This is a genomic window from Fretibacterium sp. OH1220_COT-178 (assembly GCF_003860125.1).
In the GTDB taxonomy this organism is placed as follows: Bacteria; Synergistota; Synergistia; order Synergistales; family Aminobacteriaceae; genus CAJPSE01.
Window position 1 is genome coordinate 1 of sequence record NZ_RQYL01000004.1, and the last position, 12,336, is coordinate 12,336.

The following is a 12,336-nucleotide window of genomic DNA, read 5'->3' on the forward strand; positions in this document are numbered from 1 at the left end:
AATTCCTCATGCCTCCATTATCCAAGAGGCTCCTGTCCTGAGGGGGGGACATTCTCTCGGTCCCGCTAAGGGATGACATTATCACAGTCCGGCGACACCGAGCCTCGTCTCGGGCTTGACTTTTTTCTCCTTTTCCTGCAAAGTGGGCACGGATGGATTGGGTTTTCTTCTTCGATGTGGCGCTTCGAGGGCATATTTTTCGAGATCGGATTGCAGGGAGGTTGTTTTTGATGTCGCTCTTCGCTTCGGATAAGAATTTGGCGCTCGAGTTGGTCCGCGGGACGGAGGCTGCGGTCATGGCCAGCGGCCGCTGGTTTGGGCGAGGCAGCAAGAACGATGTGGACCGCGCTGCCGTCGAGGCCATGCGCTACATGCTCAACAGCGTCAGTATGAAGGGGACCGTCGTCATCGGGGAAGGAGAAAAGGACGAGGCTCCGATGCTCTTCAACGGGGAGGAACTGGGGCTGGGAGACGGGCCGGAGGTGGACATCGCCGTCGACCCCATCGATGGTACGCGGCTGATGGCCTGCGGCCTGGGCGGGGCCATTAGCGTCGTCGCCGCCGCGGACAGGAACAGCATGTTCAGCCCTCAGGATCTCTTCTATCTGGACAAGATTGTGACGGGGCCTGAGGCCGCCGATTTTATCGACATCGAGGCGCCGGTTCACGTCAACCTGCGCCGCGTCGCCAAGGCCAAGAACAAGGATGTCGAGGACGTCACGGTCGTGATGTTGGACCGTCCCCGAAACGATGCCATCCGCGAGGAGGTCTGTAAACTCGGCGCCCGCATTCGTCTGATCCCCGACGGAGACGTCAGCGGGGCTCTGACCACCTGTTGGACGGATGCCACGGCCGATCTGCTGCTGGGCTCCGGAGGTTCTCCGGAGGCCGTCATCACTGCCTGTGCGGTCAAGTGTCTGGGAGGCAACATGCAGTGCCGTCCCTACTTCCGCAATGAGGAGGACGAGGAGAAAGCCAAGGCTCGGGGCCTGACGCGGCACTCGGTCCTGGAGCTCGAGGATCTTGTGAAGGGCGACAACGTCTTCTTCGCCGCCACGGGGGCCTCGGATGGGGACATGCTGAGGGGCGTAAGGTATAAGGGAAAGCACATCCACACCTCCTCCATCTGTATGAGGGGCAAGAGCGGGACGGTGCGCCACATCTCCGCGGTTCACTCGCCCAAAAAGCTCTCCGAGTTGGGCAGTGCCATCGATTACAGCCCCAAGCATTGATCGGGGACTCGCGTTTTGGGGCGCCCGTCGGGAGGAAGGGGACGGGAGGATGTCGGTAGCTGGGCTCAAGGCCCGTGTGCGAAGGGACGACTGCACGGCTTGCGGCCGTTGCGTGAAGGCCTGTCCTGTGGGAGCGATCGGCCTTCCCGAGGGGGGTGCGGAGGTGAACGAATCCGCCTGCATCGGCTGTATGCGTTGCTACAGGGCTTGTCCTGCCCGAGCGATCGAGGCGGGATGATTCGAGGGGCGCCGCATCGGCGCCCCTCGATGTTAGGAGAAAAAATGTTCACATCCCGAAAGCTTTTATGCCTTGAGTCCCTTTCTGTATTCGGACTCCAACGAGACTCCGTCGAAGGTTCCCATGCGGTTCATCACGGCCAGCGCATCGTCCACAATCTGCATGGCGACGGGGCAGCCCGTGCCCTCGCCCAGCCTCATTCCGAGGTTCAGCAGCGGGGTCAACCCCAGGGATTCGGCGGCGACCGCGTAACCGGGCTCCTTGGAGAGGTGTGAGGCGATCATGTAGCCCTTGGCGAGAGGGCAGAGCTTCGTTGCCAGTACCGCACCCGCAATCGATATGACTCCGTCGATGATGACGGGAAGGCGATGGACGGCTGCACCGATGAAGACGCCGGTCATCGCGGCGATGTCCAGCCCCCCGACGCAGGAGAGGATCTCCAGCGGATTGTCCGGGGCCGGACGATGAAACGCCAGGGCCTCGACGATGACCTTTTTTTTCTTCTCGAACGCCTGATCCGTCAGCCCGCCCCCGCGCCCAACGGCTGCGGCGGGGTCCTTCAGATCCAAAGCTGCCATGATGCAGGCCGACGCCGGCGTGGTGTTGCCCATCCCGACCTCGCCCGTCCCGACGATCTCATACCCCTTGGCCCTTGCATCGCCCACCAGATCGATGCCCAGCTCGACGGCCCTTCGTGCCGTCTCGGGCGTCATCGCACGGCAGCGGGCGAAATTCTCCGTCCCATTCGGCATCAGACGGTGCGAGGCGTCGATTTTGGGATGCGGAGCCAGCTCCTTAACCCCGAGGTCGAGCAAACGGAGTTCGACGCCGACGTGTCCGCAGAGCACGTCGATGCCGCAACCGGACTCGTTGGCATAAAATTCCATCAGGGCCTTGGTGAAGTATTGTGGGGAGCCCGAGACTCCTTCGTCGTAGATGCCGTGGTCGGAGCCGAAGAGAAAATGAATTTTGCGCTGGGCCGTGTTGTGGAGCTGGCCGGTGATGCCGGCCATTCGGATGGCGATGGCCTCCAGTTCTCCCAGGCTGCCGGCGGGCTTGAGAAGGCGGTTTTGATGCTCTGCCGCCGCCTTCATCGCGTTTTCGTCGAGCGGGCGGACAAGGCCTAAAGCCTCGTCGAGGGACAACGCAATTTTCGTGCCGTTCATATCGATTTTCCGGGCTCCCTTCATTTTCCTGAAATTCCTGCCTGTAGTTGATTGTATAATAAAAAAAGAAAAACTGCGGATACGGAGAATAAACTTGATGAACTTCGTTTGTGTCCTGGGCGCGGCTCTGTTGTTGGACGTTCTTTTGGGGGACCCCAAAGGGTTGCCTCACCCCGTCGTCGGGATCGGCCGTTGTGTCCGATTTTGGGAAAAGTACCTCTATCCCAAGCCCGGGCAGGGGGGAGGCCGTCGGCGTGGAGCCCTGTTTTGTGCCGCGGTGCTGGTGACGGTGCTCGCGATCGCCGGACTGTCCATGTCGGTCGCCTCCCTGTTCCCGGGGGGGCCCCTCGTGGTGGAAGTCTACCTGCTTTATGCGGCTCTCGCCTGGCGTTCCCTGAAGGACGAGACCCTGCCGATCGCAACCGCGCTCTTCGGAGGGGACCTCGAAGCGGCCCGTTCGGCGCTGTCCCGCGTCGTCGGACGCGACACCGATCGGCTCGACATGCCCGGAGTGGTGCGTGCGGCCGTGGAGACCATTGCGGAGAACGCTGTGGATGGAGTCCTGTCCGTGTTGTTTTTTGTGGCCCTTGGCTACTTCCTCGGCGGCAGGGCAGGGGCCGTGTCCTGTGCCTGGGGGTTCAAGGCGGCCAGCACCCTGGACTCCATGGTGGGCTACGAAAACGCACGCTACAAGGATTTCGGATGGGCGAGCGCAAGGCTGGACGATGTCCTCAATTTCCTCCCGGCCCGTATGGGCGGCATCGTCACCGTACTTGCAGGCGGCTGTTTGGGCTACCCCCTTTTTCGGGGGGCGCGCATCTTTATGCGCGACAGGAAAAACCATAGAAGTCCCAACAGCGCGCACGGCGAAAGCGCTTTTGCCGGTTTGCTGGGACTCCGTCTGGGCGGCGGTGCCTTCTATGGCAACGTCTTTGCAGAAAAGCCCTGGATTGGAGATCCCCTTCGGGAACCCGTGCCGGAGGACATCCTTCGCTCCCACGTCCTGCTGGATGCGTCGGTCGCCCTGTTCATCCTGCTGACCGGTGCGGCCATGGTCGCCCTTGATGCTTGACTCCGTCATCGTGCATAACCTGGGCTTCCCCGCCGGAGGGACGAAATGACCGATTCGAGCTGGGGCTTCGCGATTCGGGCGCATGGGGCGAACCCGGAAAAACTTTACGCGGCGATGGGGATCCCCATGCCGGGTCGGGTCATCGATTTCAGCACCAACACGAATGCACTGCCCTGGCCGGAGGGGGTGGACATCGATCTGTCCCGTTGCCTTTCCGCCTATCCCGACGACGAGGTCCTCGAACTTCGCTCCCTCGTGGCGGAGCGCGAGGGGTGCGCCCTGGACGAGCTGCTCTTCACCAACGGCTCCAACGAGGCTCTTTATCTTTTGACCTCCCTCTTTTCCGGAAGGCAGGCTGCGGTGCTCCAGCCGACCTATGGAGAGTACCGGCGAGCTCTTGAGGCTTTCGGGGTGACGACGACCGATCTTTTCAATCTTGCGGATGTGGAGAACGTCTTTTTTGATCTGGTCGTCCTCTGCAATCCCTCCAATCCCACCGGAGCGTACATTCCCTTCGGCGAGCTGGAACGTCTTGCCCGAGAGAATCCACACACGCTCTTTGTGGTCGACCAGGCCTATATCGACTTCCTGCTTCCGGAAAGAGAGCGCGTTCTTCTCGATTTTCGTGCTTTTCCCAACCTTTTGCTTCTCCGGTCGTTGACGAAGCTCTACCACCTATGCGGGGCCCGAATCGGTTACGTCCTGGCGTCTTCGGACTGGATCGTACGGCTCAAGGCACGCCAGCCCACCTGGAGCGTCAATGCGGTCGCCCAGGCGGTCTGTTCGGCGTTTATGAGAAATGAGGCCATTCTTCGCGAGACGCGGGCCTTTTACGCGACGGAGACGCCGCGTTTCATGAACGCATTGAGCCGATCCGGGATCCGGGTGCGGCCCTCGCGCGTACATTTCTTTCTGATCGAGACGGACGACGACTCGCGGGTCATTCGCGGACTCCTGGAGCGGGGGCTCGTGGTGAGGCACACGCGCAGCTTTCCCGGCTTGGACGGAAGATGCATCCGCGTGGCGACGCGGCTTCCTGAGGAGAACGATCTGCTGGTCCGGGCGTTGTCCGAGCTTTGACGGCGTTTGCATGAACAAGGAGAGCGATCTTGATGAAGGGAATCATGATACAGGGCACCAGCAGCGATGCCGGAAAGAGCTTTTTGGTGACCGGACTTTGCCGTCTGCTTGCTGACCGGGGCATTCGGGTCTGCCCGTTCAAGTCTCAGAACATGTCCAACAACTCCTGCGTCACGTGGGACGGCCTGGAGATCAGCCGCGCGCAGGCCGTCCAGGCGGAGGCCGCACGGCTTCGGCCCGAGGCCTTCATGAACCCCATCCTTTTGAAGCCGCGCCGGGACACCTGTTCCGAGATCGTTCTGGAGGGACGGCCCTTCGAGGCCCCGGCGGATCGGGAGTATTACCGCACCTTCACGATGACCCGAGGAATCGAGGCGGTCCGGCGCGCGCTGGGGCACATCGCCGGCCACTTCGATGCCGTGGTGATCGAGGGGGCGGGCAGCCCGGCCGAGGTGAACCTGAACGCCACGGAAATCGTGAACATGCGCGTCGCCCGGGAGGCGGACGTGCCTGTCCTGCTGGTGACGGACGTCGACCGCGGTGGTTCCCTGGCCTCGGTCGTCGGAACGCTCGAGCTGCTGGGTTCGGACCGGTCCCGGGTGAAGGGCGTGGTCTTCAACAAGTTCCGGGGGGATCCCGCACTGTTCTCTCCCGCCATTCAATGGCTGGAGGCGCGTAACGGCGTTCGGGTCGCCGGAGTGATGCCGTGGGTTGGGGGGGCCTCCATAGCAGGCGAGGATTCCCTGAGCCTTCGCTGGGGGCGAGGAGGGGGCGGCGCGGATCTCATGGTCGGCGTGGTCCGATTCCCGGGGATTGCCAACTTCACGGACCTCGACCCCTTCGAGTTCGAGCCGGACGTCGAGCTGATCGGGCTGGATGAGGAGACCCCGGCCAAAGTCCTGCGGTCCCTGGACGCGATCGTCCTTCCCGGCTCCAGGAACGCCGCTTGGGATATGGCCTGGCTGCGCGAGACGGGACTGGCCGAGAGGCTGCGCGCGTTCGTGGACGGAGGAGGCTCCGTGTTCGGCCTCGGCGGCGGATTCCAGATGATGGGGCGCCGCTTGGAGCGGCCGGGGAGGGAGACGGGTAAAATCGGCGGCTTGGGCCTCCTTCCCGCGGTCACGGACTTGGGAGAGGAATCCGGCGTGGTCCGCATCTCGGGGAAGGTCAATCCGGAACTTGTTTTGGAGGTCATTCCCGTCGAGGGGTATCGGACTTGCGTCGGCCGGACGCAGGCCGAGGACGGCGTGCCCTGCGTCCCCCTTTTTCTCGCCGAGGGGCGCACGGAGGGACTGGCCTTGCCGGGGCTGCGGGTTGCGGGCACGTCCCTTTGCGGCGTCTTCGAAAACGATCGCTTTCGAGCCCTCTGGCTCAACGCTCTTCGCAACGGGCGCGGTTTGGAGGAACGTGCGGCCGTCGATACGGCGGGGATGAAGGAACGTGCCTACGATACGCTCGCCCGTGCGGTCGAGGAGCACCTTGACGTCGCTTGGATCCTGGAGCAGATGGGGCTTTGAGCGAGCGGCCTCAGCGCACGTTCCCCAGGTGGACGTGAAGCAGTTTTCTCCGTGCCCGGTCGGCCAGTGCGCGCAGCAGTCCGATATCGGTTGGGGGCGCGGCGTAACGCCAGGCGGGAAAATAACGCGAGAGGTGCAGCGGTATGGACGGAGACAGGGAGGCGATCCAGTCCGTCATGGCGTCGAAGCCCTCTTCCGTGTCGACGATTCCGGGGACGACGAGGTGGGTCAATTCCACGTGAACCCCGCCCCGAACCCAGGCGGCTATATTGGCTTTGACGGCCTCGAGGGAGCCCCCGAGACTTTTGTAATGCTGCGGGTCGAAGGACTTCAGGTCGATGTTGGCGGCGTCCGTCCAAGGCCGAAGTTCCGCGGCAACCTGTCCGCTCATGGCGCCGTTCGTGACGAGGACGAGGGCAATCCCGTTCTCCTTCAGCAGGGGGGCCGCCGTGAGAATGTATTCCGCCTGGAGGGTGGGCTCGTTGTAGGTGAATGCGACGGAGGGGATGCCCAGGTTCCGGACCTCGCGCGCCAGTTCCTCCGGCGGCAGGAGGAGCGTCCGTTGCAGCAGACCCTCCGGACTCTTGGGATGGGCGATCTCGTGATTCTGGCAGAAGGGGCAGGCCATCGTACAGCCCGCGCTCCCCAGCGAATAGATGAGCGTTCCGGGCCGCCAATGGACCAGAGGCTTCTTCTCGACAGGATCGACGGCGCGAGAGCAGAAACGCCCCAGCCAAGGAGAGACGAGCGTGCCGGACCGATTTGCCCGAACTCCGCAAAAACCGGCCGTGCCGGGGGGAAGCGTGCAGCCCCGAAAGCAAAGCCGGCAAAGTACCTTGCTTTCCTCGTCCCGGGCCCACCATCGCGGTACGATTCCATTTCTTTCCATAGTCCTTCCCCCCCTCGTTCGTGATGTCTCCGTGCCGCAGGATGCAAAAGACGCCGCTCGACGCGGCGTCTTTTGCGAAAAATTGCCTTCTTGAGCGTTCTATCGGGCGGCCAGCTTCATCTCCTGGATGGCTTGAGCCAGACGGGTCACGCCCTCTTCTATGACGTCGGGCTGCGAATAGGTATAGTTGACCCTTGCGGCATGGATGCCCGCCTCGGGATTGAGGCAGAACGAGGCTCCGGGGAGGATGGCTACCTTCTTCTCCAGTGCTTTTCTGGCAAGCTCATCGCTGTCGATGCCTCCGGTGTTCAGCCAGTAAAAGAAGCCCCCCTCGGGCTTTACCCAGGTGATGCCCTGAGGTGCCAGGTGCTTCCGGAAGCTCTCCTCCATGGCGTCCCGCTTCATCCGATAGTTTTTGATGATGTTCGGAAGATGGGCGTCCAGGTATCCCTTACGGCAGTATTCGTAGGTCAGTACCTGAGAGATGCTGCTGGAACAGAGATCGGTCGACTGTTTGAAGATAGCCATCTGGCGGATGATGCTTTTGGACCCGCTGACCCAGCCGAGACGGACGCCGGGGGAGAGGATCTTGGAGAAGGACCCCGCGTAGACGGTATTGCCCGCTTTGTCGAAGGAGAAGATGCTGGGGAGATGTTCTCCGTCGAAACGCACGTAGCCGTAGGGATCGTCCTCGAAGATGGCCAGGTCGTAACGGTCCGCGATCTCCGCCAGTTCCCTGCGCCGCTCAAGGGTCATGGTGGATCCCGCGGGGTTCTGGAAGTTGACGATCGTGTAGATGAACTTGGGCTTCTTGCCCTCTTTGAGCAGGCTCTCGATGAGGGCGGGCAGCTTGGAGACGTCCATGCCCTCGCCGTCGACGGGAACGCTGGCAAACTGTGCGCCATGGTTGTAGAAGGTCGTCAGGGCGGCCATATAGGAGGGGTCCTCGACGATGACCACATCGCCGGGGTCGATCATGACCCATGCAAAGAGATCCAGGACCTGCTGCGAACCGGTCGTGATCAGAATTTCATCCAGGGAGAGCTCTCGCCCCAGCCTTGGAGCCGTCCATTGGTTCAGAAAGTTGCGAAGCGGGTCGTAGCCCTCCGTCGTACCGTATTGGAGCATCGTTGCCCCATCGCTGACCAGCTTTTCCGCCCCCTCGGCAAACTGCTCGATGGGAAAGACCTCGGGTGCAGGCATTCCCCCCGCGAAGGAGATCATTCCCGGCTGCTTGATCACCTTAAGAAGCTCCCTGACCGGAGAGGGACGCGTCTTGCAAGCCGCCGTGCTGAATTTCTTTTTCCAATTGTCGTTCATTTTGACTCCTCCTTGACGGATAACGGGTTTTCCGGCACGCGCGCCGGAGCACTGCGCGAGGTCGGAGAAGACAAGGCTCCTCGGTGTCGTTGGGTTGAGTATATCATCCGAAGTGGTTTTTAAAAAGATTCACCCTTGCTATTGCCTTCCTTTTTCGATCCTTTCGGCCCTCTCCCGGAGATGTCTGAGGCGACGCTCGGTGGGTGGGTGCGAGTTGAAGCCGCTCCTTCCCGTAGCGTAGCCGTTGTCCTTGAAGCTCTTCATCGCATTGTAGAGGCCCCAGGGGCTGTAGCCCGCCTTGACCGCAAGGTCCATGCCGTAGTCATCGGCCTCGACCTCCTGTTCGCGGCTGAAGCCGCTCTCGGCCAGGTTCATCCCGACGGCCCCGACAATCTGGGCCGCGTCGCCGGCCTGACCGAGCAAAGCGCCAAGGATATTCCATCCGATGTTGCGCTGCATGCCCCGGCTGTAGTGTCCCCGTCGGACGTGCCCGACTTCGTGTCCCAAAATTCCGGCAATCTCGTCGGCTGTCGAGAGGATACGCATCAATCCATAGGTGACGTGAACGGTAAATCTCTTCTGAGATTCGAACTTCACCCAGGCGTTTGGGGCCTCGTCCTTTTCGTAGGTCAAGGCTACATCCTTGATATCGGCGGCTGCGGCGATGCGTCGCCACGCCGCCTCCACGGTCGCAGCGTCGATGGCGGCTACAGCCCTTCCCGGAGTAAGAAAAACTGTCAGGAAAAGCAGCATCGTGAGAAACGACGATACTCGTCTCATGGATACGACCTCCTTGTGTCGATGTTTCCCTTCGGCCCCCCGCGGCTGGGGGGATGTTGCCCCCATTTTATCGCATATCGGATGGCGAGAAGTAAGCTGAATTCGGCAAATTTGGCTCTCGATCCCTGCTGGAGTCCCCCGGTGAATTTTGTGTACGGCAGGAACAGTTTTTTGCTTTTTGGGGCGCATCCGTCACTTGCGGAAAAATATTGCCCCCAATGGACGATATGTTTTCTTTCGGCCCGCGGCACCTCACGGATTTGAGGTGCTCCCGAGCTTTTCAATAGGGGATTCCTGGGTTATACTCTAGGCTGAGTGACTCTCGCGCAGATCATTAACAAAAGCGTGCAGTTCATTTTTGGACGGTGATTGTGTTGGATAGACGTCATGTCGACGAACTCAGCATCCGCTATGTCGAGAAGCTTTCCCTCTACGAGGAATACGCCTCGCGAGTGCGCAATTTGGTTCAGGACCTGATCGAACGGGAGGATATCGAGGTTTACAGTATCGAGGGATGGGCGAAGCCCCCCGTGGATGTGGTCCGTGCTCCGGGCGCGCGAGGGGATGAGAGGGACGTGGAGTTGGGTTCCGTTCCGGACCTGGTTACGGTTCGGGTTCTTCTGCGTTTTCCCGAGGACGTCTATAAGGTGGAGGAGATCATTCAGAGCGAGTTTGATGTCGATCATTCCCGCTCCATCACATCGAGCGGACTGGAGGACCCTTTCCGTTTCGGGTATCCCGCCGTTGTCTATACCCTTGCACTCTCGACGAACCGATCCTCCTTACGGGAGTGGGGAAAGTACAGGGACATCAGCTTTCGGCTGGAACTGCGTACCATGCTGCAGCAGGCTTGGGCCACCATCGCTCCGCGAGTCAATCTAAACGTCGACTCGGTATCCGAGAAGAAACTCAAACGCAGGCTCGTCCGCCTGGCCGCGCTTCTCGAGGAGGCGGACGAGGGCTTCCTGTCCTTGTGGGAGGAGGCCAAGGAGGTTGCCGTCCTGGTCCCCCCGAGCTCGGATTCCGCAGAACTCCGGGAGACCACTTTGACGGCCGAACGGATTTTCGGGGAGGAGGAGCTTTACGCCTTCTTCAAGGCGGAGCCGAACCTGATGAGCCGATGGAACTCCCTGGCGGTGAAGGCCGGTTTTCCCATCTTCGTTCCGGCTCCCGATTACCTGAAGGAGAGTTTTGACTACCTTTATCTCATCCTTAGGACGGCGGGAATCGATACGATATCGGAGGTCCGTCGCTTCCTGGAGGAGATGGAGGAGAACGAACTGGGCTTGCAGCAGCTTCGGACCATACGCGAGGCCTTTGCCAAGGAAAGCTCGGCTTGGAGGGTAGATCCGTTTTCGGCGATCTTCCTCCTCGTTCTGAACCTCAAATGGGATGTGCTGAAGGATAAGGACCTCGTGCACCTGAACATCAAACGGGGCTCCGACCGTATCGGGGGTATCGATTAACCCCGGACAGGAGCGTTCGGGAGAGAGGCGTACGACGTTGATTGTTTGTCTGGGGAGGAATGGACGATGCGGGTCGCAATGCTCTGGATGATCGTCTCCTACTTTATCGGTTCTTTGCCGACGGGCTATTTGGCGGCCCGCATTTTCAGAGGAGTCGACATACGTACGGTCGGCTCCGGGGCTATTGGAGCAACCAACGTGCGTCGCCTGATGGGGCAAAGGTGGGCGGTCTGCGTTACCGTCATTGATATGCTCAAGGGGGCGCTGGCGTTGCTCCTCACCGCGAACTCGGCTTCCTCCGCTCCCTGGATGCTCTCGCTCTCGGCGTTTTGTGTCGTTCTGGGGCACAATTATCCGGTTTGGCTGAAGTTCAAAGGCGGCAAAGGCGTCGCGACGACGTACGGAACCATGTTCTTCCTTTGGCCTTACAACTCCTTCGCGATCGTCCTGATGTGCGGTGCCGTTTGGTATGCGGTCATGACGACCTCCCGTTACGTCTCCCTGGCCTCCATGACCTCTCTGCTGGCCATGCCTTTATTCTTTTGGATGCTGGACGCCCCCCTTTCCTTTATTCTCCTCGCCCTCTTCCTCGCCTTGCTGGCGGTGTTTCGGCACCGCTCTAATATCGGCAGGCTCTTACGGGGACGGGAAAATTCGCTCTGATCCGCTGAGTCTTTTCGTCGTGCTCCATGTGGGCGGGCCTGCAGCTTGCCGCCCCTCCCGTCGTTTTCTTTCGGTGTCCAAGGGCCATTCAATCACTCGAAAAGGCAGTTGTTGAATTTTTTCCGCTCTGTCGGCCTTCTGGCCGTATGGAGCGTTGTTTTGAGACAGGGGGCCTCGGGGTGAGGGAGTTTTGTTTTGCGGCCGTGGTGTTCGCCACCTATTGCATTCAGGGGGTTACGGGGTTCGGAGGAACGGTACTGGCCTTGCCGTTTGCCGTTCGGCTCGTTGCCGATCCGCGCGTGGTTGTCCCCGTCCTGACGCTTCAGTCCCTCATTTTTTGTGCGTGTTTTCTCCTGATGGATCGTTCCGGCGTCGTATGGCGGAAGGTTGGAATCATGGTTTTTTATCTCTCGCTGGGCGCTCCGGTCGGCGTGTTTTTTTTCAAGTCCATACCGCCCTCGACCTTCAAGCCCGTTCTGGGGGCCCTCATCGTCGCCATAGCCCTGTGGGGGATTGCGCGTGCACGGTGTGCCCGTTTGGCTCGTTTCGTTCCGGGGCCCATCCTGAGTCGACTCATGCTTGTCCTCGGGGGCGCCGTACAGGGTAGCTTCGGTTCGGGCGGTCCCTTTGTCATGCTCTACGCGGAGACCGCGTTCAAGGACAAGGGAGAGTTTCGCACCTCCCTGCTGGCCCTTTGGTTTCTCAGTAACCTGATCGTCGTGCCGCAGTATTTTCTGGCGGGAATCGACGTCCCTCAAGTCCTTTCCCTGACCGCCTGGAGCATTCCGGCGGTGCTTGTGGGGCTTATCTTGAGTCTTCCATTGCACAGGCGGCTTGGGCAGAGATCCTTCCTTCTGGTGCTCTACGCTTTCCTTTTCCTGGCGGGGCTGTTCACCCTCCTCGCGGCTTGATC

12 protein-coding genes are annotated in these 12,336 nt (G+C 60.8%); 8 read left to right on the forward strand and 4 right to left on the reverse strand.

Features of this window, described 5'->3' with window-relative positions:
- The first annotated feature begins 230 nt into the window (after positions 1-230).
- The gene (gene glpX / locus EII26_RS02330) at positions 231-1,232 is read left to right on the forward strand and encodes a class II fructose-bisphosphatase (protein WP_124887537.1); all 1,002 of its coding nucleotides are present in this window, start codon (positions 231-233) and stop codon (positions 1,230-1,232) included.
- A gap of 49 nt (positions 1,233-1,281) precedes the next feature.
- Positions 1,282-1,470, forward strand: a complete 189-nt coding sequence (locus tag EII26_RS13530) for a 4Fe-4S binding protein (protein ID WP_124887538.1) — start codon at positions 1,282-1,284, stop codon at positions 1,468-1,470.
- 65 nt (positions 1,471-1,535) lie between these two features.
- On the opposite strand, the gene cobT is transcribed toward EII26_RS13530, so the two are convergent.
- Complete coding sequence (gene cobT / locus EII26_RS02340) at positions 1,536-2,636, reverse strand: nicotinate-nucleotide--dimethylbenzimidazole phosphoribosyltransferase (RefSeq protein ID WP_124887539.1); 1,101 nt, start codon at positions 2,634-2,636, stop codon at positions 1,536-1,538.
- Positions 2,637-2,733: 97 nt separating this feature from the next.
- Here cobT and cbiB point away from each other — a divergent pair, with 97 nt between their 5' ends.
- Genes cbiB through EII26_RS02355 form a run of 3 tightly spaced genes read left to right on the forward strand, consistent with a single transcriptional unit; the run spans position 2,734 to position 6,305 of the window.
- Positions 2,734-3,708 (forward strand): adenosylcobinamide-phosphate synthase CbiB, encoded by a 975-nt coding sequence (gene cbiB, locus EII26_RS02345; RefSeq protein WP_124887540.1) that lies wholly within the window; start codon positions 2,734-2,736, stop codon positions 3,706-3,708.
- 45 nt (positions 3,709-3,753) lie between these two features.
- Positions 3,754-4,788 carry an aminotransferase class I/II-fold pyridoxal phosphate-dependent enzyme gene (locus tag EII26_RS02350; protein ID WP_124887541.1) on the forward strand — a complete coding sequence of 345 codons (1,035 nt, stop codon included), beginning with the start codon at positions 3,754-3,756 and terminating at the stop codon, positions 4,786-4,788.
- A gap of 32 nt (positions 4,789-4,820) precedes the next feature.
- The gene (locus EII26_RS02355; protein ID WP_124887542.1) at positions 4,821-6,305 is read left to right on the forward strand and encodes a cobyric acid synthase; all 1,485 of its coding nucleotides are present in this window, start codon (positions 4,821-4,823) and stop codon (positions 6,303-6,305) included.
- A gap of 10 nt (positions 6,306-6,315) precedes the next feature.
- Here EII26_RS02355 and EII26_RS02360 read toward each other — a convergent pair whose 3' ends face one another.
- The 3 genes from EII26_RS02360 to EII26_RS02370 all read right to left on the reverse strand — a co-directional run bounded on the left by EII26_RS02360 (position 6,316) and on the right by EII26_RS02370 (position 9,294).
- The gene (locus tag EII26_RS02360) at positions 6,316-7,194 is read right to left on the reverse strand and encodes a radical SAM protein (protein ID WP_124887543.1); all 879 of its coding nucleotides are present in this window, start codon (positions 7,192-7,194) and stop codon (positions 6,316-6,318) included.
- A gap of 99 nt (positions 7,195-7,293) precedes the next feature.
- Positions 7,294-8,514: an aminotransferase-like domain-containing protein gene (locus EII26_RS02365; RefSeq protein ID WP_124887544.1), complete on the reverse strand. Its 1,221-nt coding sequence runs from the start codon at positions 8,512-8,514 to the stop codon at positions 7,294-7,296.
- A gap of 138 nt (positions 8,515-8,652) precedes the next feature.
- Positions 8,653-9,294, reverse strand: a complete 642-nt coding sequence (locus tag EII26_RS02370) for a M48 family metalloprotease (protein ID WP_158612105.1) — start codon at positions 9,292-9,294, stop codon at positions 8,653-8,655.
- Between the two features lie 374 nt (positions 9,295-9,668).
- On the opposite strand from EII26_RS02370, the gene EII26_RS02375 reads away from it, so the two are divergent.
- From EII26_RS02375 to EII26_RS02385, 3 genes are all read left to right on the forward strand, one after another.
- The gene (locus EII26_RS02375; protein ID WP_158612106.1) at positions 9,669-10,760 is read left to right on the forward strand and encodes a RelA/SpoT domain-containing protein; all 1,092 of its coding nucleotides are present in this window, start codon (positions 9,669-9,671) and stop codon (positions 10,758-10,760) included.
- 66 nt (positions 10,761-10,826) lie between these two features.
- Positions 10,827-11,423 carry a glycerol-3-phosphate 1-O-acyltransferase PlsY gene (gene plsY / locus EII26_RS02380; protein WP_124887547.1) on the forward strand — a complete coding sequence of 199 codons (597 nt, stop codon included), beginning with the start codon at positions 10,827-10,829 and terminating at the stop codon, positions 11,421-11,423.
- A 179-nt stretch (positions 11,424-11,602) separates the two neighbouring features.
- Positions 11,603-12,334, forward strand: coding sequence for a sulfite exporter TauE/SafE family protein (locus EII26_RS02385; RefSeq protein ID WP_158612107.1), 732 nt, complete (start codon positions 11,603-11,605; stop codon positions 12,332-12,334).
- The last annotated feature ends 2 nt before the right edge of the window (positions 12,335-12,336 follow it).

Excerpts from the sequence above, each read along its gene's own strand:
- EII26_RS02370 (WP_158612105.1), bottom strand. The coding sequence starts at position 9,294 with ATGAGACGAGTATCGTCGTTTCTCACGATGCTGCTTTTCCTGACAGTT.
- cbiB (WP_124887540.1), top strand. The coding sequence starts at position 2,734 with ATGAACTTCGTTTGTGTCCTGGGCGCGGCTCTGTTGTTGGACGTTCTT.
- EII26_RS02350 (WP_124887541.1), top strand. The coding sequence starts at position 3,754 with ATGACCGATTCGAGCTGGGGCTTCGCGATTCGGGCGCATGGGGCGAAC.
- plsY (WP_124887547.1), top strand. The coding sequence starts at position 10,827 with ATGCGGGTCGCAATGCTCTGGATGATCGTCTCCTACTTTATCGGTTCT.
- glpX (WP_124887537.1), top strand. The coding sequence starts at position 231 with ATGTCGCTCTTCGCTTCGGATAAGAATTTGGCGCTCGAGTTGGTCCGC.
- EII26_RS02355 (WP_124887542.1), top strand. The coding sequence starts at position 4,821 with ATGAAGGGAATCATGATACAGGGCACCAGCAGCGATGCCGGAAAGAGC.
- EII26_RS13530 (WP_124887538.1), top strand. The coding sequence starts at position 1,282 with ATGTCGGTAGCTGGGCTCAAGGCCCGTGTGCGAAGGGACGACTGCACG.
- cobT (WP_124887539.1), bottom strand. The coding sequence starts at position 2,636 with ATGAACGGCACGAAAATTGCGTTGTCCCTCGACGAGGCTTTAGGCCTT.
- EII26_RS02365 (WP_124887544.1), bottom strand. The coding sequence starts at position 8,514 with ATGAACGACAATTGGAAAAAGAAATTCAGCACGGCGGCTTGCAAGACG.
- EII26_RS02360 (WP_124887543.1), bottom strand. The coding sequence starts at position 7,194 with ATGGAAAGAAATGGAATCGTACCGCGATGGTGGGCCCGGGACGAGGAA.